Annotated in this window: 20 protein-coding genes and 1 pseudogene; 8 read left to right on the top strand and 13 right to left on the bottom strand. The window is 66.5% G+C overall.

Annotated elements, in window-relative coordinates; translation table 11 throughout:
* Positions 1–291: 291 nt before the first annotated feature.
* On the bottom strand, positions 292–1,053 hold the full coding sequence (gene ubiE, locus ACZLIB_RS19750) for a bifunctional demethylmenaquinone methyltransferase/2-methoxy-6-polyprenyl-1,4-benzoquinol methylase UbiE (protein WP_005411082.1): 762 nt from the start codon (positions 1,051–1,053) through the stop codon (positions 292–294).
* An 80-nt stretch (positions 1,054–1,133) separates the two neighbouring features.
* Between ubiE and ACZLIB_RS19755 the strand changes: the two genes are divergently transcribed.
* From ACZLIB_RS19755 to ACZLIB_RS19770, 4 genes are all read left to right on the top strand, one after another.
* Positions 1,134–1,586: a nucleoside deaminase gene (locus ACZLIB_RS19755; protein WP_049399252.1), complete on the top strand. Its 453-nt coding sequence runs from the start codon at positions 1,134–1,136 to the stop codon at positions 1,584–1,586.
* Between the two features lie 199 nt (positions 1,587–1,785).
* Positions 1,786–2,046 (top strand): hypothetical protein, encoded by a 261-nt coding sequence (locus ACZLIB_RS19760; protein WP_049399251.1) that lies wholly within the window; start codon positions 1,786–1,788, stop codon positions 2,044–2,046.
* Between the two features lie 74 nt (positions 2,047–2,120).
* Entirely contained in the window at positions 2,121–2,447 is a 327-nt protein-coding gene (locus ACZLIB_RS19765) for a hypothetical protein (protein ID WP_049463228.1), read from the top strand.
* Between the two features lie 62 nt (positions 2,448–2,509).
* Positions 2,510–2,932 (top strand): low affinity iron permease family protein, encoded by a 423-nt coding sequence (locus ACZLIB_RS19770; protein WP_032129005.1) that lies wholly within the window; start codon positions 2,510–2,512, stop codon positions 2,930–2,932.
* Positions 2,933–3,078: 146 nt separating this feature from the next.
* On the opposite strand, the gene smeF is transcribed toward ACZLIB_RS19770, so the two are convergent.
* The 3 genes from smeF to smeD all read right to left on the bottom strand — a co-directional run bounded on the left by smeF (position 3,079) and on the right by smeD (position 8,909).
* Positions 3,079–4,479 (bottom strand): multidrug efflux RND transporter outer membrane subunit SmeF, encoded by a 1,401-nt coding sequence (gene smeF / locus ACZLIB_RS19775; protein ID WP_134951031.1) that lies wholly within the window; start codon positions 4,477–4,479, stop codon positions 3,079–3,081.
* Positions 4,480–4,589: 110 nt separating this feature from the next.
* Positions 4,590–7,712: a multidrug efflux RND transporter permease subunit SmeE gene (gene smeE / locus ACZLIB_RS19780; RefSeq protein WP_049399247.1), complete on the bottom strand. Its 3,123-nt coding sequence runs from the start codon at positions 7,710–7,712 to the stop codon at positions 4,590–4,592.
* 12 nt (positions 7,713–7,724) lie between these two features.
* Complete coding sequence (gene smeD, locus ACZLIB_RS19785; RefSeq protein WP_032129008.1) at positions 7,725–8,909, bottom strand: multidrug efflux RND transporter periplasmic adaptor subunit SmeD; 1,185 nt, start codon at positions 8,907–8,909, stop codon at positions 7,725–7,727.
* A 227-nt stretch (positions 8,910–9,136) separates the two neighbouring features.
* Here smeD and smeT point away from each other — a divergent pair, with 227 nt between their 5' ends.
* From smeT to ACZLIB_RS19800, 3 genes are read left to right on the top strand one after another with little or no spacing between them, the layout of a single operon-like run.
* Positions 9,137–9,796, top strand: a complete 660-nt coding sequence (gene smeT, locus ACZLIB_RS19790) for an efflux transporter SmeDEF transcriptional repressor SmeT (RefSeq protein WP_032129009.1) — start codon at positions 9,137–9,139, stop codon at positions 9,794–9,796.
* Positions 9,793–10,302, top strand: coding sequence for a MepB family protein (locus ACZLIB_RS19795; RefSeq protein ID WP_032129010.1), 510 nt, complete (start codon positions 9,793–9,795; stop codon positions 10,300–10,302). Before smeT ends, ACZLIB_RS19795 begins: the two co-directional genes overlap by 4 nt.
* 35 nt (positions 10,303–10,337) lie before the next feature.
* Positions 10,338–11,330 (top strand): Gfo/Idh/MocA family protein, encoded by a 993-nt coding sequence (locus ACZLIB_RS19800; RefSeq protein WP_478468507.1) that lies wholly within the window; start codon positions 10,338–10,340, stop codon positions 11,328–11,330.
* Between the two features lie 54 nt (positions 11,331–11,384).
* On the opposite strand, the gene hslU is transcribed toward ACZLIB_RS19800, so the two are convergent.
* From hslU to ACZLIB_RS19845, 9 genes and pseudogenes are all read right to left on the bottom strand, one after another.
* Positions 11,385–12,758 (bottom strand): ATP-dependent protease ATPase subunit HslU, encoded by a 1,374-nt coding sequence (gene hslU, locus ACZLIB_RS19805; protein WP_014038532.1) that lies wholly within the window; start codon positions 12,756–12,758, stop codon positions 11,385–11,387.
* Positions 12,759–12,861: 103 nt separating this feature from the next.
* Complete coding sequence (gene hslV, locus ACZLIB_RS19810; RefSeq protein WP_005411093.1) at positions 12,862–13,413, bottom strand: ATP-dependent protease subunit HslV; 552 nt, start codon at positions 13,411–13,413, stop codon at positions 12,862–12,864.
* Positions 13,414–13,586: 173 nt separating this feature from the next.
* Positions 13,587–13,787: a DUF3079 domain-containing protein gene (locus ACZLIB_RS19815; RefSeq protein WP_032129030.1), complete on the bottom strand. Its 201-nt coding sequence runs from the start codon at positions 13,785–13,787 to the stop codon at positions 13,587–13,589.
* Positions 13,788–13,864: 77 nt separating this feature from the next.
* Positions 13,865–14,755, bottom strand: coding sequence for a tyrosine recombinase XerC (gene xerC, locus ACZLIB_RS19820; RefSeq protein ID WP_478468508.1), 891 nt, complete (start codon positions 14,753–14,755; stop codon positions 13,865–13,867).
* 13 nt (positions 14,756–14,768) lie between these two features.
* Complete coding sequence (locus tag ACZLIB_RS19825; protein ID WP_032129013.1) at positions 14,769–15,443, bottom strand: DUF484 family protein; 675 nt, start codon at positions 15,441–15,443, stop codon at positions 14,769–14,771.
* Positions 15,440–16,292, bottom strand: a pseudogene (gene dapF / locus ACZLIB_RS19830) (diaminopimelate epimerase). Before dapF ends, ACZLIB_RS19825 begins: the two are co-directional and overlap by 4 nt.
* Positions 16,285–16,557 carry an LPS translocon maturation chaperone LptM gene (gene lptM, locus ACZLIB_RS19835; RefSeq protein WP_049399234.1) on the bottom strand — a complete coding sequence of 91 codons (273 nt, stop codon included), beginning with the start codon at positions 16,555–16,557 and terminating at the stop codon, positions 16,285–16,287. Before lptM ends, dapF begins: the two are co-directional and overlap by 8 nt.
* An 82-nt stretch (positions 16,558–16,639) precedes the next feature.
* Positions 16,640–17,065, bottom strand: coding sequence for a YbaN family protein (locus ACZLIB_RS19840; protein ID WP_478468510.1), 426 nt, complete (start codon positions 17,063–17,065; stop codon positions 16,640–16,642).
* A gap of 54 nt (positions 17,066–17,119) precedes the next feature.
* Positions 17,120–19,231, bottom strand: a complete 2,112-nt coding sequence (locus ACZLIB_RS19845) for a prolyl oligopeptidase family serine peptidase (protein ID WP_279913799.1) — start codon at positions 19,229–19,231, stop codon at positions 17,120–17,122.
* A 145-nt stretch (positions 19,232–19,376) separates the two neighbouring features.
* On the opposite strand from ACZLIB_RS19845, the gene ACZLIB_RS19850 reads away from it, so the two are divergent.
* Complete coding sequence (locus ACZLIB_RS19850; RefSeq protein ID WP_478468512.1) at positions 19,377–20,564, top strand: pyridoxal phosphate-dependent aminotransferase; 1,188 nt, start codon at positions 19,377–19,379, stop codon at positions 20,562–20,564.
* Positions 20,565–20,570: the final 6 nt, after the last annotated feature.

A 20,570-nucleotide genomic window follows, 5' to 3' on the forward strand; every position in this document is an offset into this window, starting at 1 on the left:
GTTACGGGGATCAGACCCCCAATGGTAACTCCCTCCGGCTCCGCAGGCGTTGCGCGGTGCGGGGTAATGGCGGCCGGGGCCGATCCTGCGCCTCCGGCGCATGCCAACCAAGGTTGGCTTCTACCGGAATGGCGGCGGACGCGGTACGGGCGGCCGGGGCTGCGCTGCGCCTCGGGCGCATGCCAACCAAGGTTGGCCTCTACCGGTAGGTGCCAACCTTGGTTGGCACGGATGTGTCAGCGCCCGGTGCAGGGGTGTGCCAACCAAGGTTGGCACCTACAAAAGCGCGGTTTACAGCTTGTAGCCGGAGTGGATCGAAACAATGCCGCCGGTCAGGTTCTTGTAGTGGCAGCGCTCGAAGCCGGCCTGCCCCATCATCGCCTTCAGCTCATCCTGCGGCGGATGCTTGCGGATGCTCTCGGCCAGGTACTGGTAGCTGTCCGAATCGTTGGCGAACAGCTTGCCCAGCTTGGGCAGGATCTTGAACGAGTGGAAGTCGTAGATCGGCTTGAACCAGTCGGCGGTGACTTCGGAGAACTCCAGCACGCGGGCCTGGCCGCCCACCTTCAGCACGCGGTACATCTCGCGCAGGCCAGCGTCCTTGTCGGTCACGTTGCGCAGGCCGAAGGCGATGGTGACCAGGTCGAAGCTGTTGTCCGGGAACGGCAGGGCTTCGGCGTTGCACTGCACGTAGTCCAGGCCGAGCACCAGGCCGCGGTTGGTCAGGCGGTCACGGCCGACCGACAACATGCCGGCGTTGATGTCGCCCAGCACCACCGAGCCCTCGGCGCCAACGCGCTCCTTCAGCAGGGCGGCGATATCGCCGGTGCCGCCGGCCAGGTCGAGCACACGGTCGCCCGGCTTCACCTGCGCGGTCGCCACGTAGTAGCGCTTCCACGCCCGGTGCACGCCCAGGCTCATCAGGTCGTTCATCAGGTCGTAGTTGCGCGCGACCGAGGTGAACACCTGGCCGACCAGCTTCTGCTTGTCCTTGGCGGCGACGTCGCGGAACCCGAAATGGGTGGTACCGGCTTTGTAGGGGGATTCGCTCATGGCCCCGATTATCGCACCGCCGGGGGCCAGCGGCACCCCCTGCCCGTATCATGGCGGGCCACGACTTACCGGAGCCCCGCATGATCACCACGCCCGACTACCAGGCCCTGCTGCAGACCGCCATCGCCGAAGCCCGCCAGGGCCTGGCCGAAGGCGGCGTGCCGATCGGCGCGGCGCTGTACCACAACGACGGCCGCCTGCTCGGCTGCGGCCACAACCGCCGGGTGCAGGAAGGCGACCCCTCCGTGCACGGCGAAACCGACGCCTTCCGCAAGGCCGGCCGCCAGCGCCGCTACCAGGACACCATCATGGTCACCACGCTGGCGCCTTGCTGGTACTGCTCGGGCCTGGTGCGCCAGTTCAACATCGGCACCGTGGTGGTGGGCGAATCGCGCACATTCCAGGGCGGCATCGACTGGTTGCGCGAAAACGGCGTCAACGTGATCGACCTCGACAACCAGGAATGCGTCGATCTGCTCGGCGGCTTCATTGCGCAGCATCCCGAGATCTGGAACGAAGACATCGGTGAATGAGCACCACGCAGTGTGCTGTTGAACCCGCTTAATGAACGCTTCAGTGCCGGCACGCCCTAGTGCCGGCAGCGTTTGCGGCGCCAGCCGTGAACCCGTGCACAGTCAGCCGTGCCCCGTGCACACGCTGCGGTAACACCCCGCCCCAGCGTCGCGCCTAGGGTGGGGCTACCGGGACCTTCCTTCCCCGGCGGAGCCAGCCATGTGCGCGCACGCCGTACGCCCCACGCCCGACCCGATCCTTGACGCCATCCGCAAGCGCCTGCAGCAGCAGTTCGCGCTGCATCAGCGTGGCGCCCGGTTCTGGACCGCTTACCAGGGCCTGCAGCTGGAACTGGTGCGCGGCCATCCGCTCGAACACGAACGCCTCTGCAATGCCATGGCCGACATGGCCGAAGAGATGGGCGCGGTCGAGCATGCGCAACTGATAGGCAATCGCAACGCCGGCTGCACATCTCCCTGACGCGGTATCCACCGGGGTCCGGGCCACACTGCGATGAACCCCCACTCCCATCCACTTCAACCGATTGGATCGACATGCACGCCGAAGTCCCCACCATTCCCCCGGTCATCAATGTTGACGCTGAGCTTGACCACTGGCGCCGCCAGCATGCCGACGGTGCATTGGCGCACAACTCGTTCGGCTCGTACGTACCGTGGATCAAGTTCGCTTGCGATTCGCTGATCACCCAGCCGCGCGCCAGCAATGCGCAGCGCGACGAGATGTTCCAGACCCAGTACGCCCTGCAGATCATGCCGCGCCTGAGCGAAGCCCAGGCCCGCGAATTCGTCGACCGTTGCTGGCAGCACGTCTACCAGACCAGCCCGGTGCGCCTGCAGGACGCCCCGCGCCTGCGCGCCTGAGCTGCACAGCCCCTGCACGAGCCGCTGCCGATCATCCTCGTCACCTGAGTGGGACGACGACGATGAAAGCACGCAACCTGTTCAATACGATCGCCAAGAAGGCCGCGGCCGCCACCGGCTCGCCGTGGACCTTCCTGGCCGCGGTAGCGATCGTGGTGATCTGGGGCATCAGTGGCCCGGTATTCGGTTTCAACGACACCTGGCAGCTGGTGATCAACACCGGTACCACCATCATCACCTTCCTGATGGTGTTCCTGATCCAGCACACGCAGAACGCAGATACCGCCGCGATGCAGATCAAGCTGGACGAGCTGATCCGCGCGACGGCCGAAGCCAACAACGAACTGTTGGATCTGGAAGAACTGGACGAGGAGCGGCTGGAAGAGATCCGTCGCGAGTACGAGCAGATGGCGCGCGAAGCTGGCGACGCGCTGGCGCGTGTGCGCGCCTGCCATGCAGCGCGGCGCGACGATGAAGCGGTGTAGCGCACACGCTCTGGAATGACAATGCCGGCCCGCGGCCGGCATTACCCTCGATCTCCAGGTAGGTGCCAACCTTGGTTGGCACAGGGCCAGCCGCCTGCGCTGACGCATCCGTGCCAACCAAGGTTGGCACCTACCAGAAGCACTGCTTACCCGCGCTCGTGCCAGCCGCCGCCCAGCACCTTGTACAGGGTGATGCGGTTGGCCTGCTGGGCCAGCTGCGCCTGCAGCTGGGTCTGCTGCGCGTTGTAGGCGGTACGGCGCGCATCAAGCAGGGTCACGAAGCTGTCCAGGCCAGCGTCGTAGCGTGCCTGCGACAGGCGGTTGGCCTGTTCGGCCGCTTCCACCAGGCGCTGCTGTGAACTCACCTGCTCATCCAGGCTGACGTTCAACGCCAGCGCATCGGCGGTTTCGCGGAAGCCCACCTGGATCGACTTCTCGTACTGTGCCAGCGCGATGTCACGGTCCGCATTGGCGATGGCCAGGTTGGCGCGCAGCTTGCCGCCCTGGAAGATCGGCAGCGTGATCTTCGGCAGGAAGCTCCACACGCGGGTCCCACTGTCGAACAGGTTGGACAATTCGCTCGAACCACTACCGATGCTGCCGGTCAGCGAGATGCTCGGGAAGAACGCCGCGCGTGCCGCACCGATGTTGGCGTTGGCCGCCAGCAGCTGGTGTTCGGCGGCCATGATGTCCGGGCGCTGCAGCAACACGTCGCTGGGCAGGCCGGCCGGCGGCGGTGCCAGTGCCAGCAGCTGCGGTTCGATGCTGTCCGGCAGCAGTGCCGGATCCAACTGGCCACCGGCCAGCAGCGCCAGCGCATTGCGGTCCTGGGCCAGCTGGCCACGCAGACGTGCAGCATCCGTACGTGCGGTCTCGACCAGGGTACGGGTCTGGGTCAGCTCCAGCGCCGAACTGCCACCACGCTCGTGGCGGGCCTCGGCCAGCCGCAGCGAATCCTCGTAGGTCTTCAGCGTGGCATCGGCGATCTTCAGCCGCTGCGCATCAGCCCCGTAGGTCAGCCACGCCGTGGCGGTCTCGGCCACCAAGCTCAGCTGCGCGTTGCGGCGGTTGGCGGCCACGGCGAAGTACTGCTGCAGCGCCGCTTCACTGAGATTGCGCACGCGGCCGAACAGATCCAGCTCGAACTCGGCTACGCCAACACCGGCGGTGAACTGCTCGGTGACACCGGCGTCGGTACCACGGCGGTCCATCTGGCCGGTGACTGCCACGCCGGGCACACGGTCGGCGCGCTGTACGCGGTACTGGCCGCGCGCGCGTTCAACGTTGAGTACGGCCACGCGCAGGTCGCGGTTGTTCTGCAGCGACTGGTCGATCACCTGCTGCAGGCGCGCATCGGTGAAGAAGTCGCGCCAGCCGACGGCGGCGACATCGGCCACCTCGCCCTGCGCGGCCTCGGCCGGCCACTGCGCCGGAATGGCCGGAGCAACGGCGGTGTTCTTCGGCACCAGGGTGGAGCAGCCGGCGAGCGCGAGCGCGGCGGCAATGGAAACAAACAGGGATGCACTTTTCATGGGAATGACTTCCATCGGTACTGCCGGATGGCAGGAGGTAGTGCCGGCCGCTGGCCGGCAACCTCGTTGGATTCACATCACGCGGGCAGTAGGTGCCGGCCAGCGGCCGGCACTACCGTTTCAGGTCACGTCGTGGACTTGCGCTTGAACACGCGCTGCACCACCACGAAGAACAGCGGCACGAAGAACACGCCGAGCACGGTGCCGACGATCATGCCGCCGAGCACACCGGTGCCGATCGCCTGCTTGGCACCGGAGCCGGCACCGGTGGAGATTGCCAGCGGCACCACGCCCATGCCGAAGGCCAGCGAGGTCATCACGATCGGGCGCAAGCGGTCGCGCACGGCGTGCATGATCGACTCGATCAGGCTGGCCCCCTTCTCCAGGTTTTCCTTGGCGAACTCGACGATCAGGATCGCGTTCTTGCTGGTCAGGCCCACCGTGGTCAGCATCGCCACCTGGAAGTAGATGTCGCGTTCCAGGCCCTTGAAGGTATTGGCCAGCACCGCGCCGAGGATACCCAGCGGGGCCGCCAGCAGCACCGCGGTCGGCACGCTCCAGCTTTCATACATCGCGGCCAGGCACAGGAACACGATCATCAGCGACAGCGTGTACAGCAGCGGCGTCTGCGAGCCGGCCTGGCGTTCCTGGTAGGACATCGCCGTCCACTCGATGCCGAAGCCCGCCGGCAGCTGCTTGGCCAGCTGTTCGATCTCGGCCATGGCGTCACCGGACGCGACACCCGGGGCCGGTTCGCCCTGGATTTCCATCGCCGACACACCGTTGTAGCGTTCCAGGCGCGGCGAACCGTAATCCCAGTGCTTGGTGGCGAAGGCACTGAACGGCACCATCTCACCCTTGTCGTTCTTCACGGACCAGAGATCGAAGTCCTCCGGCACCATGCGGAACGGCTGGTCGGCCTGCACGAACACACGCTTGACGCGGCCACGATCGACAAAGTCGTCAATGTACGAGCTGCCCCATGCGGCGGCCAAGGTACCGTTGATCTGGTCGATCGACAGCCCCAGCGAGGTCGCCTTGGCTGCATCGATGTCGATGCGGAACTGCGGCGTGTCTTCCTGGCCGTTCGGGCGCACGTTGGCCAGCTTCTTGCTGCCGGCGGCGAGGCCCAGCAGCTGGTTGCGCGCGGCCACCAGTGCCTCGTGGCCCTGGCCGCTGTTGTCCTTCAGGAAGAAGGTGTAGCCCGACGCGGTACCCAGTTCCGGAATGGCCGGCGGCGGGAAGGCGAAGATGAAGGCATCCTTGATCTGGCCCAGTGCCGCCATGGCGCGACCGGTGATCGGCATCACGCCATTGTCGGCGTCACGCTCGCTCCAGTCCTTCAGCTTGACGAATGCCATGCCCGCGTTCTGGCCCATACCGGCGAAGCTGAAGCCCTGCACCGAGAAGACCGAGTCCACCGCATCCTTCTCGTTCTGCAGGAAGTGGTTTTCCAGTGCCGCGATCGATTCCAGCGTACGTTCCTGGGTGGCACCGACCGGCGCCTGCACCAGCGCCATCAGCACGCCCTGGTCTTCGTTGGGCAGGAACGAGCTGGGCAGGCGCACGAACAGCACGCCCATCAGCACGAACAGTGCCGCCACGATGCCCATGAAGCGCCACGGACGGTGGATGATGCCGCGCACACCGCGCTGGTAGCTTTCGCTGGTGCGGTCGAAGCCGCGGTTGAAACCGTTGAAGAAACGACCGGACCAGCCCTTGTGTGCGACGTGGTGCTCACCCTTCTTCAGCGGCTTGAGCATGGTCGCGCACAGCGCCGGGGTCAGCACGATCGCGACCAGCACCGACAGCGCCATCGCCGAAACGATCGTGGCCGAGAACTGGCGGTAGATCACGCCGGTGGAGCCGCTCATGAAGGCCATCGGTACGAACACCGCCGACAGCACCAGGCCGATACCCACCAGCGCGCCGGTGATCTGGCCCATCGACTTGCGGGTGGCCTCAAGCGGCGACAGTCCTTCCTCGGACATGATGCGCTCGACGTTCTCCACCACCACGATGGCATCGTCCACCAGCAGGCCGATCGCCAGCACCATCGCGAACATGGTCAGCATGTTCACCGAGAAGCCCAGCATCGCCAGCACGCCGAAGGTACCCAGCAGCACCACCGGCACGGCGATGGTCGGGATCAGGGTGGCGCGGAAGTTCTGCAGGAAAAGGTACATCACCACGAACACCAGCACGATCGCTTCGATCAGGGTCTGCACCACGCCCTTGATCGACACGCGCACGAACGGGGTGGTGTCGTACGGGATCTCGGCCTTCAGGCCGGCCGGGAAGAAGCTCTTCATGTCCTGCAGCGCGGCATCCACGCCGGCCGCGGTATCCAGCGCGTTGGCGCCGGTGGCCAGGGTAACCGCCAGGCCGCTGGCCGGCTGGCCGTTGTAGCGGGTGACGAAGTCGTAGGACTCTGCACCCAGTTCGACGCGGGCGACATCGCCCAGGCGCAGTTCGGCACCGTCCTGCGCACCGCGCACGATGATGTTGCGGAACTGTTCCGGGGTCTGCAGGCGCGACTGCGCATTGATGGTGGCGTTGAGCTGCTGGCCCTTGATCGACGGCGCGCCGCCGAGCTGGCCGATGGCCACCTGGGCGTTCTGTGCCTTGACTGCTGCAGTCACTTCCGCAACGGACAGGCCGTAGGTGTGCAGCTTGTTCGGGTCCAGCCAGATACGCATGGCGTACTTGCCACCGAACACCTGGATGTTGCCCACGCCCGGCACGCGGCTCAGACGGTCGACGACATTGGAACCGACGTAGTCGGCGATGTCGTTGGCGTCCATGCTGCCGTTCTCGGACACGAACGCGATGACGTTCAGGAAGCCCGAGCTGGACTTGGCCACGTTGATGCCCTGCCGCTGCACTTCCTGCGGCAGCAGCGGCATGGCCAGCTGCAGCTTGTTCTGCACCTGCACCTGGGCGATGTCCGGGTTGGTGCCGCTCTCGAAGGTCAGGGTGATGGTGGCCTGGCCGTTGGACGAGCTGTTGGAGGAGAAATAGATCAGGCCATCAAGGCCCTTCATGTTCTGCTCGATGATCTGCGTCACCGAGTCCTCGACCACCTTGGCCGATGCACCCGGGTAGGTGGCGCTGATTTCCACCGCCGGCGGTGCGACGTTGGGGTACATCGAGACCGGCAGCTTGAACAGGGCCAGGCCGCCGGCGAGCATGATGATGATGGCGATCACCCATGCAAAGATGGGTCGATCGATGAAAAAGCGTGCCATGGGGTTCTCCGCTTACTTCGCGTCGCCGGCCGGAGCGGCAGGCTGGGCGGCCGCTGCCGGCTTGGCCGGAGCAGCGCCCTTCTCGGTGGCCTTGACCGGCATGCCGGGGCCGATCTTCTGCAGGCCTTCGACAATCACCTTGTCGCCGGCCTTCAGACCGTCCTCGACCAGCCACTTGTCGCCGACCGTGCGGCTGACCTTGACCGGGCGCACTTCGACCTTGTTGTCCTTGTCGACCACCATCGCCGAGGTGTCACCCTTCGGATCGCGGGCGATGCCGGCCATCGGCACCAGCACTGCATCGCTGCGCACGCCGCCGCCGATCACCGCGCGCACGTACGTGCCCGGCATCAGCAGGCCGTCCGGATTGTCCACCTTCACGCGCAGGCCGAAGCTGCCAGTGGCCGGGTCGACGCTGACTTCGGAGAACTCCAGCGTGCCCTTGTGCTCGAAGGTGCTGCCGTCTTCCATCAGGATGCTGACCGGCAGCGTCTGGTTGTCCTGCAGGCGGCCCGCGGCCAGCTCGCGGCGCAGCTGCAGCAGCTCGGCCGAGGACTGGGTCAGGTCCACATAGATCGGGTCCAGCTGCTGCACGGTGGCCAGCGCATTGGCCTGGCCGGCGCTGACCAGCGCACCCTGGGTGACGCTGGACTTGCCGATGCGGCCGCTGATCGGCGCGGTGATGCGGGCGTAGCCCAGAGTGACGTTGGCCGCATCCAGCGAGGCCTTGGCGGCGCCGACGTCGGCCTCGGCCTGCTTCTGCGCGGCCACCGCGTTTTCCAGGTCCTGCTGGCTGACCGCATCAACCTTGGCCAGCTCGGTGATGCGCTTGGCGCTCAGGCGCGCGGCGTTGGCGGTGGCCTCGGCACGCGCCAGCTGGGCACGGGCACTGTTGGCCTGTGCGCGGTAGCTGGCGTCCTCGATCTGGTACAGCGGCTCGCCGGCCTTGACCATGCCGCCCTCGGTGAACAGACGCTTGGCGACGATGCCGTTGACCTGCGGACGCACTTCGGCGACCAGGAAGGCGTTGGTACGGCCCGGCAGCTCGCGGGTGAGGCCCACGGTCTCGGACTTCAGCGTGACCACGGTGACGTCACCCGGGCCCTGTTCGGGGGCCTGGGGTTGGCCGCCGCAGGCAGCCACGGTCGCGGCGATTGCCAGCGACAGTGCAAAGGGTCGGATTCGGCTCAGCAACATGACGGAAAGGCTCTTGAAGGAAAGGGTCTCAGCCAGCGCTGATACGGCGGACCCTCCACCAGCGAAGGTGAAGACCGTGCGAACAGCGCCCACCCGGGTGGAGTGGGAGCCGGACGGGCCTGCCACGCACACGACGGGAATGATGGGTGCGAAATATACATACATGCTTGTTTGTTTGTAAACCGGTACAATTCAGCCACGTTTCACCCGCACTCGTACCCACACCCATGGCCCGCAAGACCAAAGAGGACACCCAGGCAACCCGGGAAGGCATCCTTGACGCCGCCGAAGCCTGCTTCCATGAACACGGCGTGGCCCGTACCACGCTGGAGATGATCGGTGCCCGCGCCGGCTATACCCGTGGCGCGGTGTACTGGCACTTCAAGAACAAGAGCGAGGTGCTGGCCGCGATCGTCGAACGGGTGCACCTGCCCTTCATGCAGGAACTGGAGCGCACCTCCACCGACCAGCGCGACACACCGGTGCACGACCTGCGCGCAGTGATGATCCACTCGTTCATCGAGCTGTCCGAGGACGAACGCCTGCGCAAGACCATGGAGATCATGCTGCGCAGCGACGCCTCGGCCGATACCAAGGTGCTGACCGAAATGCAGCAGGCCGGCTTCCGCGATGCGCTGGACCGGATGGAGCGCGCCCTGCGCCGGGCCCAGGACCTGGGCCAGCTGCGCGAAGGCGCGGACCCGAAGATCGCCGCGCGCATGCTGCACGCCACTGTGCTGGGCGTACTGCATGGCGCGATGGTCGAACCGGAACTGATGGATCTCAAGCGTGACGGCATGCTTGCGCTGGACATGACCCTGGCCGCCTACGTGAAAGAAGGCGTGTTCGTGCCCGGAACGGTGCCCGAGCCGCTGCCCGAAGCGTGAGCGGCATTGCTGCCGCCACTGCGGCACTGCACGATCTCTACCTGCCCGCAGGGCTGCAGTTGACCGGACCGATCGTGGCGGAAGCGGAAAGCGCAGAGTACGGTGCCTGCCGCTTTGCCCTTGAGGGTCACAGCATCGTGTTCCGCGTCGCGAAGATCACCCCCACCAAGACCGGCCAGTTCGTAACCCTGTGGAAGCGCCCCGCCCCCGGTTCTGATATCGCTCCATTGGATGCAGCCGATGCTGTGCACTTCGTGGTGATCGCGGTCTTCGACGGAACACAGCGCGGGCAGTTCATCTTCAGTCGTGACCTGCTGATCGAGCGCGGCGTGATGTCGCGCGATGGCGAGGGCGGAAAGCGCGCCCTTCGTGTCTATCCGCCGTGGAGCACGCCGACCGCAAAGGACGCGATCCGGACCCGGCAGTGGCAGCTTCGTTGCTTCCTGCCCACCGGTGCCGATGTCTCCGCCTCCGCCGGTGATCGATTACGCTTACTGTTGGGTTGAACCCGGCGGACCTTCCCTTTTCTGGACGCATCGTGATGATCCTGGACAACGTGGTATGGGGCTTCATCGGCTGTGGCAGCGTCACCGAGAAGAAGAGCGGGCCGGCCCTGGCCAACACGCCGGGCTCACGGGTGGCGGCGGTCATGCGCCGCAATGCGGCGTTGGCCGAGGATTATGCGCGGCGCCATGCGATTCCCCGCTGGTACGCGGACGCCGATGCACTCATCGCCGACCCGGAAGTGAGCGCGATCTACGTTGCGACGCCGCCCTCCACGCACATGCACTACGCGTTGCAGGCGATTGCCGCGGGCAAGCCGGTCTACATCGAAAAGCCGATGGCCATGGATCACGCGGAATGCGAACGCGTGCTGGAGGCCAGCGCGCGCAGCGGCGTGCCGGTGTTCGTGGCCTACTACCGCCGCGCCCTGCCCCGCTTCGCGCAGGTGAAGCAGCTGCTGGACAGCGGCACGATCGGCACGCCGCGCAGCGTGCGCGCCACCCTGCACCGGCCGCATTCGGCGAACGCTGCATCGCCGGACTTCTGGCGGACCAACCCGGCGATCGCCGGCGGCGGGCTGTTCGTCGATCTGGGCTCGCACACCCTGGACCTGCTGGATCATCTGCTGGGGCCGCTGAGCGATGTGCGTGGCCTGGCCAGCTCGTTGACCGGCGCCTACGCCGCCGAGGACAGCGTTTCGATGTGCTTCCGCACCGGGACGGGGGCGCACGGCATCGCGCAATGGAGTTTCTGCGCGTTCCGCCGCCAGGATGAAATCGAAATCACCGGCGATCGCGGACAACTGCGCTTTGCCACCTTCGAGGACGTTCCAGTGGTTCTGGAGACGGAAGCGGGCGTGCAGGCGTTCGACATCCCGAACCCGCCGTCGATCCAGCAGCCGTTGATCGCCACTCTGGTGGATGAGCTGCGCGGCAGCGGCCACTCACCATCCAACGGCATCAGCGCCGCCCGCACCAGTGCGGTGATCGACCAGGTGCTGCAGGCCTACCGCACACGGCACTCGCGCTGACTGCCAAAGCAGAAGGCCGCCTTTCGGCGGCCTCATGCTTTGCAGCGTCGGGCGTTACAGGATGTAGCGGCTCAGGTCCGGGTCCTGCACCAGCTCACCCAGGTGCGCATCGACGTAAGCGCTGTCGATGGCCAGGGTTTCGCCATCGCGGTCTGGTGCCTCGTAGCTGAGCGAATCCAGCAGGCGTTCCAGCACGGTGTGCAGGCGGCGGGCACCGATGTTCTCCTGGCGCTCGTTCACCTGGAAGGCGATCTCGGCCAGGCGGTCGATGGCATCGGCGGTGAAGCTGACCTTGACGCCTTCGGTGGCCAGCAGCGCTTCGTACTGTTTGGTCAGCGCGGCCTTCGGCTCGGTCAGGATGCGCACGAAATCACCCTTGCTCAGCGCACCCAGCTCCACGCGGATCGGGAAGCGGCCCTGCAGCTCTGGAATCAGATCGCTGGGCTTGGCCAGGTGGAACGCGCCCGAAGCAATGAACAGGATGTGGTCGGTCTTGATCGTGCCGTACTTGGTCGACACGTTGGAGCCTTCCACCAGCGGCAGCAGGTCGCGCTGCACGCCTTCGCGCGACACGTCGCCACCACCCACGTTGTCACCACGCTTGGCGACCTTGTCGATCTCGTCGATGAAGACGATGCCGTGCTGCTCGCAGGCCTCGATCGCGGCAGTGCGGATGTCGTCCTCGTTGACCAGCTTGCCGGCTTCTTCCTCGATCAGCAGCGGACGCGCGGCCTTGATGGTCAGCGTGCGCTTGTGCGCCTTGGCGCCGCCGCCGAGGTTGGCGAACATCGACTTCAGCTGCTGGCCCATTTCCTCCATGCCCGGCGGGGTCATGATGTCCATGCTGACGTTGGCAGCCAGGTCGAGCTCGATCTCGCGCTCGTCCAGCTCACCGTTGCGCAGCATCTTGCGGAACTTGATGCGGGTCTCGTTGTCCTGCGCCGACGGCTCGTTGCGGGCGACTTCCGGATCGAAACCGATGCCACCGCTGCGGCGCGGCAGCAGCGCATCGAGGATGCGGTCTTCGGCGCGCTCCTCGGCCTGGGTACGCACGCGCACCTTGGCCTGTTCGCGGTACAGCTTGACCGCGGTATCGGCCAGGTCGCGGATGATCTGCTCGACGTCCTTGCCGACGTAGCCGACTTCGGTGAAGCGGGTGGCTTCAACCTTCACGAACGGTGCGTTGGCCAGGGTGGCCAGGCGACGCGCGATCTCGGTCTTGCCGACGCCGGTCGGGCCGATCATCAGGATGTTCTTCGGCATCACTTCATTGCGCAGCTCCGGCACCAGCTGCATGCGGCGCCAGCGGTTGCGCAGGGCAATGGCCACGGCGCGCTTGGCGTCGTGCTGGCCCACGATATGCCGGTCCAGTTCCTGCACGATCTCGCGCGGGGTCATGGTGGCGGAGGAAACTTCGATCTTCGACATGGATGTGCTCACGGATTCATTGTCGGTAGTGCCGGCCACTGGCCGGCAACCAGGCACGCGTGCGGGGGATCATGAGGTTGCCGGCCAGCGGCCGGCACGCCCCTCACAGCTCCTCGACCACCACGTTGCGGTTGGTGTAGATGCAGATGTCGCCGGCAATGCCGATCGCTTCGCTGGCAATGGTGCGCGCATCCAGTTCGGTGTGCGCCATCAGTGCGCGCGCGGCCGACAGTGCATAGGAACCACCGGAACCGATGGCGATGATGCCGTCCTCCGGCTCGATCACATCACCGGTGCCGCTGATGATCAGCGAGGTTTCCTTGTCGGCCACTGCCAGCAGGGCCTCTAGCTTGCCGAGGCGGCGCTCGGTGCGCCAATCCTTGGCCAGCTCGACCGCAGCGCGCTGCAGCTGGCCGTGCTTTTCCAGCTTGGCCTCGAACAGCTCGAACAGGGTGAAGGCATCGGCGGCGGCACCGGCGAAGCCGGCCAGCACCTGGCCATCACGACCGAGACGGCGCACCTTGCGTGCATTGCCCTTCATCACGGTGTGGCCCAGCGTGACCTGGCCGTCGCCGGCAATGGCCACGTGCTCGCCGCGACGGACGCAGACGATGGTGGTGGCGTGGAAAACGTTGGGATTCTGACTGGGGTCCATGCGGCCTCCGATAGCTGTTCCCGGGACATGGGGACAGCGCCGGGTGCGATCAAGCCTGTGCGGATGGCTGCCGTTCAGCGCTTGGCCGCGCCCCATCGACAGGAGGGCGTCTTTCTGACGAGCGCATCGCAATGCGCGCGGACCCCGCCGCCCGAACGTGGAACACCTGCCGTTCAGCGTTTTGCCTGCGACGGCCGATCCGGATTCGGCTCGATGCCCCAGGCGAGGTACCAGTCTTCACCCTGCGTCTCGATCGGATGCTGGGTGCGGCCGGAGCCATTGCCGCAGGCCAGGGCGTCAGCCGCGCAGTAGCGGTCGCAGCCCCAACAGATGCGCTCGGGGTGTTTGGGATGCAACGGTATGGGCTTCGCCATGGTGGCGGTGTCCTCGTGGCCTGCGGCCACGATGCGCCGATAGCGCCCGCCCTGCCCTGATCCAGATCAAGGGCGCGCTATTCAGCCTTGTCGTCCCTGCTGCGGCGCTTCGCACGTGGATGCGCGGCGTCGTAGACCTTGGCCAGGTGCTGGAAATCGAGGTGGGTGTAGATCTGCGTGGTGGCGATGTCGGCATGGCCAAGCAGTTCCTGCACGCCACGCAGGTCACCGGACGATTCCAGGATATGGCTGGCAAAACTGTGCCGCAGCATGTGCGGGTGCACGTGCTTGAACAGGCCCTGGCGCTGCGCCAGCTGGCGGATGCGGATCTGCACCGCGCGTTGGCTGATCGGCCCGTTGCGGCCGGGAAACACCGGCGAGGCCGGGCCGCCCCCGCTTTCCGCACGCCACGCCTGCAGCGCTTCGCGCGCCGGCCGGCCGAACGGTACCCGGCGCTGGCGGTTGCCCTTGCCCAGCACGTTGACCAGGCCGCTGTCGAAATCCAGGTCACGCCAGGTCAGCGCGCAGACTTCGCTCAGGCGCAGGCCAGAGGAATAGAACAGTTCCAGCAGCGCGCGGTCACGGCGGCCGAGCTCACCTTCCGGTTCCAGCTCGACCAGCTGCACGGCTTCGTCGGCGTCAAGCACCTGCGGCAACCGGCGCGGCGCACGCGGCGCCTTCAGCGTCGCCGCCGGGCTGACCTCGATGCGCCCGTGCTTGAGCAGCCAGGCGTAGAAGCTGCGGCAGGCCGACAAGCGGCGTTGCAGGCTCTTGGCCGACAGGCCTCGGCGATGCTCATCGGCGACGAACTGACGCAGCGCCTCGGCATCAAGTGCCTCCACCGCAACACCGCGCGGCTCGGCCCAGACCGACAACGCGTCCAGGTCACGGCGGTAGGCATCGAGCGTATGCGCCGACATCCGCCGCTCCACCTGCAGATGCTGCAGGAAGGCCTGCACCGCGCTCATCGTCGTATCCTGCTCAGCCCGGGAAGCGCTTCAGGCCGGTGGCCAACGCATCGCCCATCATGCGCAGGAACAGCGTGCCCATGCCCGGGTAGAAGCGGTTCGGGTCGTGGCTGCCCACAGCAATCAGGCCCACGCCCGGCAACGGCAACAGCGCGGTGGTCTGCACTTCTTCGCTGCGCACGCCGTACAGCACGGCATTCTTTTCTGGCTGCAGGCGCCCGCAGATCGGCTCGCCGTCCTTCAGGCAGTCGCGGAACGGGCCCAGCTGCGCATCATCGGCGGCGATCACCTGCAGCCAGTCGGCCTGTTCCAGCCCGGCCACCGGTGTGTGCACCACCAATCGCACCAGGTCGCCGGCGAAATCTTCCTGCAGCGACGCTGCCATCGCACGCAGGGTGTCGGCGGCGTTGTCCTGCTTCATCAGCGCCAGGGTCAGCTGATGCGTGCGCACTGCCAGGCGTTCATTGACCTGGGCGGTGGCGCCCAGATCGGCCAACCGTCGTGCCAGCTCGCGGTTCTTCTCGCGCAGCACTTCCAGCTGGTAGCTGGCCAGCGACGCGGTCGGGCCGTCGTCGCGTGGCACCACCAGGGTCAGGGCCAGGTCCGGGAACTGCTTGAGGAAGCCGGGATGCCGCCGCAACCAGGCAGCGACTTCATGGGCCCCGAGCTTGTCGACGGTTTCGGTCATGCGATCCACTCCCCTTCGAAGACGAATGCGGTCGGGCCGGCCATCACCACCGGGTGGCCATCGCCCGGCCACTGGATGCGCAGGTCACCCCCGGGGCAGGCTGATGCGCGCATCGCGCTGCAGGCGGCCACGCTGCATCAGGGTCACCGCAGCGGCGCAGGCGCCGCTGCCGCAGGCCAGGGTTTCGCCGACGCCACGTTCATTCACACGCAGACGTGCATGCGCCGGGCCCATCACCTGGGCAAAACCCACGTTCACCGAGCGCGGGAACGAGGCATGCTGCTGCAGCAGCGAACCGACGCGCTCGACCGGTGCTGCATCGATCAGGCCCACTTCGATCACCGCATGCGGATTGCCCATCGACACCGCGGCGAAGCGTATGCTCTCGCCCTGCAACGGCAGCAGGTACTCCTCGCGTGCATGGGCGAAGCCCACCAGCGGCACGTTGACCGGCTCGAACGCAGGCACGCCCATGGTCACCGCGAACTGGCCATCGCCCAGGGCCTTCACCTCATGACTGGCCAGCGGGCTGTCGATGACGAACTGATCCCCCTGCGTACTGCCCTCACGCACCAGCCAGGCCGCGATGCAGCGCGCGCCGTTGCCGCACTGCTCGGAGTTGGAACCGTCGGCATTCCAGATGCGGTACGACGCCACCGAGCCTTCCGCGCGCGGCGCTTCGATGGTCAGGATCTGGTCGCAGCCGACGCCGGTGTGGCGGTCGGCCAGGCGCGCGGCCAGTTCAGGCGTGGGCGGCGCAGTGCCGTCACGCAGGTCAATCACTACGAAATCATTGCCCGCGCCATGCATCTTGCTGAAGCGCAGCGGCTTGGAACCGGCCTTACTCATTCCCGCCGCCCACCTTCTTCGCAGGCGCAGGCGCCGGTTGCGTGGTCGGTGCAGCCGGCTCCACGGTCGTGGCCGGGGTGCCGCTGCCTTCGGTCTGCGCCGGGGTCGCTTCGGTAGCGGGCTCGGCAACCGGTTCGACGGTTTCTTCCACCGGCACCGGCTTCTGCGGCAGTACCAGCGGGCCCTTGTTGCCGCAGGCGGCGAGGAGCAGCAGCGAGGCCGCTGCCAGCGGAATCAGGATGGCGTTTCGATGGGGGATCTTCATGCCCCGAGTATAGCCATTGGCGGCTGAGCGGTTGGTGCAGGGGATCGGGTTGCCGGCCAGCGGCCGGCACCACCGCAGGCGCTCAGTCTGCAGGCGGCGGCAGCGGCCGGGTCCACAGCCAGATCGCCACCACGGTCATGCTGCCGATCGAGAACCACTTCACCCAGGCGATCGGCACGCACCACAGCATGATGCCGGCGCACACTGCCATGGTGATCGTGGCCATCCACTTGCCGTAGCGGCTGACCGCCCCGTGTGCCTGCCAGTTGGCAATGGCCGGGCCGAAGCGCGGGTGCTGCAGCAGCCAGTTGTGCAGGCGCTCGGAACCACGCGAGGCAGCCCAGGCCGAGATCAGGATGAATACGGTGGTGGGAAGGCCCGGCACGAAGATGCCGACGATACCGGTGCCCAGGCTGACGTAGGCCAGCAGCCACCACGCCCAGCGGAAACGCAACACGCGCGGTGGCGTGGCAGCATCGCGGGATGCGGAGGGGTCGGGCTGGCTCATGGCCGCAAGGATACCGGTTCGGGATGCCAGGCAACGCCCGGCACCCCTGCATCATTACGGCTGGGCGATGCCCAGCTGCTGCAGCACGAACGCGTACGACTCGGACAGTTCACGGTAGCGCTGGAAGCGCCCCGACTTGCCGCCGTGGCCGGCTTCCATGTTGGTGCGGAACAGGATCGGGTAATGGCCGGTGTTGTCGTCACGCAGCTTGGCCACCCACTTGGCCGGCTCCCAGTACTGCACCTGCGAATCCCACAGGCCGGTGCCCACGAACAGCGCCGGGTACGCCTGCTGCTTCACGTTGTCGTAGGGCGAGTAGGACAGCATGTAGTCGTAATACTGCTTCTGCTCGGGGTTGCCCCACTCGTCGTATTCGTTGGTGGTCAGCGGAATGGTCGGGTCGAGCATGGTGGTGACCACGTCGACAAACGGTACCTGCGCCACCATCACCCGGTAGTCCTGCGGCGCCTGGTTGGCCACGGCGCCCATCAGCAGGCCACCGGCGCTGCCGCCGGACGCGGCGACGCGATCCTTCGCCGCCCAGCCCTGTGCGACCAGGCCGCGGGTGACGTCGATGAAGTCGTTGAAGGTGTTCTGCTTGTGCAGCAGTTTGCCGTTCTCGTACCAGTCGCGGCCCATCTCCTGGCCGCCACGGATATGGGCGATGGCATACACCACGCCACGATCGAGCAGGCTCACCGCGGTCTGGTTGAAGTACGGATCCATCGACATGCCGTAGCTGCCATAGGCGTACTGGAACAGCGCGCCCTTGCCGTCCTTCTGGTAGCCCTTGCGGTAGACCAGCGACACCGGCACCTTCACGCCATCGCGTGCGGTGATCCAGACACGATCGGTTTCGTACTTCGACGCGTCATAGCCGATCACCGGTTGCACCTTCAGCTGGCGGCGCTCGCCGGTGGCGGTGTTCAGCTCGAACACGGTGGTGGGGGTGGTCATCGAGGTGTAGACGTAGCGCAGCCACGGCGTATCGGCCTCGGTGTTGTCGCCCAGGCCCATCGAGTACGCCGGCTCATCGGCCTTCACGTAGTCACTGCGGCCATCCTTGAACAGCAGGCGGATGCGCTCCAGGCCCTCGGAACGTTCGGCGATGGCGGTGTAGCTGTCGAACAGCTCGAAGCCTTCGATGAACACCGCATCGTCATGCGCGATCCAGTCCTTCCACTGTGCGCGCGAGGTCGCATCGGTCGGTGCGGTGACCAGCTTGAAGTTCTTCGCACCGTCGTTGGTGCGGATCACCCAGCGGCCGTCGTAGTGGTCAGCGTCGTACTCCACATCGCGCTGGCGCGGCGCCAGTACGGTGAACGTGGTCGGGTCGCTGGCCGGCGCGTAGCGCTCTTCCGAGGACACGGTGCTGTGCACGCCGATGGTGATGAAGCGATCGTCGCGGGTGCGGCCGATGCCCATGTAGAAGCTGTCGTCCTTCTCCTCGTAGACGACGGTGTCGGCGCTGGCCGGGGTGCCCAGCACGTGCTTCTTCACGCGCACGGTCAACAGCGTTTCCGGATCGTTCTCGACGTACAGCACGGTGCGGTTGTCGTCGGCCCAGACCAGGTCACCGGAGCTGCCGGTGATCACATCGGGCAGCACCTTGCCGGTGGCCAGGTCCTTGAAGCGGATGGTGTACTGGCGCCGGCCGACATCATCATCGGCCCAGGCCAGCAGCTGGTTGTCCTGGCTGACTTCCATCGAACCAACACTGAAGTAGCCCTTGCCGGCAGCCATCGTGTTGACGTCCAGCAGGATTTCCTCGGCGGCATCCATGCCGCCCTTGCGGCGTGCGTGGATCGGGTAGTCCTGGCCGGTCTCGAAGCGGCTGTAGTACCAGTAGCCGCGCTCGCGCGCCGGCACGCTGGAATCGTCCTGCTTGATGCGGCCGACGATTTCCTTGTACAGGGTGTCTTCCAGCGGCTTCAGCGGCGCCAGCAGCTGGTCGGCGTAGGCATTCTCGGCCTGCAGGTAGGCCAGCATGTCCTTGTTCTCGCGCTTGTCGTCGCGCAGCCAGTAATAGTCGTCGTTGCGGGTCGCGCCGAACGGCGCCTTGACCACATGCGGATGCTTGGCGGCATCCGGCGGAACGGGCGGCGTGGCGGCGGTAGCAGTGGTGGTCATCAGGCTGGCAAGCAACAGGCAGAGGGTGGATTTCATGAGATAGGGGTCCTGGTGCGGTTACGCAATGGCGTCCGTGGCATAGGTAGAGTCGAGCTTGCTCGACTGACCGCAACCGCAGTCGAGCAAGCTCGACTCTACCACCGCTGCGGCGCACCCTTGCCGCGCGGCGTACCATGGGCACATGAGTACCCTGCCCCACACGCCGGGCTACAGCCGGCGCAGCCATGAAATCGCTCCGTTCCACGTGATGTCCCTGCTGGCCCGCGCGCAGGCGCTGGAACAGGCGGGCCACGATGTGATCCACCTGGAAATCGGCGAACCGGACTTCACCACGGCCGAACCGGTCGTGCGGGCCGGCCAGGCCGCATTGGCCGCCGGCCATACCCGCTACACCACCGCACGTGGCCTGCCGGCCCTGCGCCAGGCGATCAGCGGCTTCTATCGCAGCCACTACGGGCTGGACATCGACTCCGAGCGCATCCTGGTCACTCCCGGCGGCTCCGGTGCGCTGCTGCTGGCCAGCAGCCTGCTGGTCGACCCGGGCCGCCACTGGCTGCTGGCCGACCCCGGATATCCCTGCAACCGTCATTTCCTGCGCCTGGTGGAAGGCGGTGCGCAACTGGTGCCGGTCGGCCCGGACACCGCCTACCAGCTCACGCCGTCGCTGGTGGAACAGCACTGGAATGCCGACAGCGTCGGCGCACTGGTGGCCTCCCCCGCCAATCCGACCGGCACCGTGCTGTCCGCCGACGAACTGGCGGCACTGTCGCAGGCCCTGCACGCGCGTGGCGGCCATCTGGTGGTGGACGAGATCTACCACGGCCTGACCTACGGCCTGGATGCACCCAGCGTGCTTCAGGTGGACGACAGCGCGTTCGTGCTGAACAGCTTCTCCAAGTATTTCGGCATGACCGGCTGGCGGCTGGGTTGGCTGGTGGCGCCGCCAGCGGCGGTGCCGGACCTGGAGAAGCTGGCACAGAACCTGTACATCAGCGCGTCGAGCATCGCCCAGCATGCCGCACTCGCCTGCTTCAGCGAGGAATCGATGGCGATCTTCGAACAGCGCCGCGAGGCGTTCCGCCAGCGTCGCGACTATCTGCTGCCGGCGCTGCGCGAGCTTGGTTTCCGCATCGAAGTGGAACCGCAGGGTGCGTTCTACCTGTACGCCGACGTCAGCGCGTTCACTGACGACGCGCAGGCGTTCTGCGCGCACTTCCTGGAAACCGAGCACGTGGCGTTCACCCCGGGGCTGGATTTCGGTTTCCATCGCGCCAACCAGCATGTGCGCCTGGCCTATACCCAGGAAGTGCCGCGGCTGCAGGAGGCGGTGGCGCGGATTGCACGCGGGTTGAAGAGCTGGGGCGCCTGATCGATC

It is taken from the genome of Stenotrophomonas sp. 220_Sma, assembly GCF_056487375.1.

Coding starts and splice junctions, on each gene's coding strand:
- ACZLIB_RS19840 (WP_478468510.1), bottom strand. CDS start 17,065: ATGAGCCAGCCCGACCCCTCCGCATCCCGCGATGCTGCCACGCCACCG.
- ACZLIB_RS19770 (WP_032129005.1), top strand. CDS start 2,510: ATGAAAGCACGCAACCTGTTCAATACGATCGCCAAGAAGGCCGCGGCC.
- ACZLIB_RS19760 (WP_049399251.1), top strand. CDS start 1,786: ATGTGCGCGCACGCCGTACGCCCCACGCCCGACCCGATCCTTGACGCC.
- xerC (WP_478468508.1), bottom strand. CDS start 14,755: ATGAGCGCGGTGCAGGCCTTCCTGCAGCATCTGCAGGTGGAGCGGCGG.
- lptM (WP_049399234.1), bottom strand. CDS start 16,557: ATGAAGATCCCCCATCGAAACGCCATCCTGATTCCGCTGGCAGCGGCC.
- ACZLIB_RS19825 (WP_032129013.1), bottom strand. CDS start 15,443: ATGACCGAAACCGTCGACAAGCTCGGGGCCCATGAAGTCGCTGCCTGG.
- ACZLIB_RS19800 (WP_478468507.1), top strand. CDS start 10,338: ATGATCCTGGACAACGTGGTATGGGGCTTCATCGGCTGTGGCAGCGTC.
- ACZLIB_RS19815 (WP_032129030.1), bottom strand. CDS start 13,787: ATGGCGAAGCCCATACCGTTGCATCCCAAACACCCCGAGCGCATCTGT.
- ACZLIB_RS19850 (WP_478468512.1), top strand. CDS start 19,377: ATGAGTACCCTGCCCCACACGCCGGGCTACAGCCGGCGCAGCCATGAA.
- ubiE (WP_005411082.1), bottom strand. CDS start 1,053: ATGAGCGAATCCCCCTACAAAGCCGGTACCACCCATTTCGGGTTCCGC.
- ACZLIB_RS19845 (WP_279913799.1), bottom strand. CDS start 19,231: ATGAAATCCACCCTCTGCCTGTTGCTTGCCAGCCTGATGACCACCACT.
- smeD (WP_032129008.1), bottom strand. CDS start 8,909: ATGTTGCTGAGCCGAATCCGACCCTTTGCACTGTCGCTGGCAATCGCC.
- smeF (WP_134951031.1), bottom strand. CDS start 4,479: ATGGAAGTCATTCCCATGAAAAGTGCATCCCTGTTTGTTTCCATTGCC.
- smeE (WP_049399247.1), bottom strand. CDS start 7,712: ATGGCACGCTTTTTCATCGATCGACCCATCTTTGCATGGGTGATCGCC.
- hslU (WP_014038532.1), bottom strand. CDS start 12,758: ATGTCGAAGATCGAAGTTTCCTCCGCCACCATGACCCCGCGCGAGATC.
- ACZLIB_RS19765 (WP_049463228.1), top strand. CDS start 2,121: ATGCACGCCGAAGTCCCCACCATTCCCCCGGTCATCAATGTTGACGCT.
- ACZLIB_RS19755 (WP_049399252.1), top strand. CDS start 1,134: ATGATCACCACGCCCGACTACCAGGCCCTGCTGCAGACCGCCATCGCC.
- hslV (WP_005411093.1), bottom strand. CDS start 13,413: ATGGACCCCAGTCAGAATCCCAACGTTTTCCACGCCACCACCATCGTC.
- smeT (WP_032129009.1), top strand. CDS start 9,137: ATGGCCCGCAAGACCAAAGAGGACACCCAGGCAACCCGGGAAGGCATC.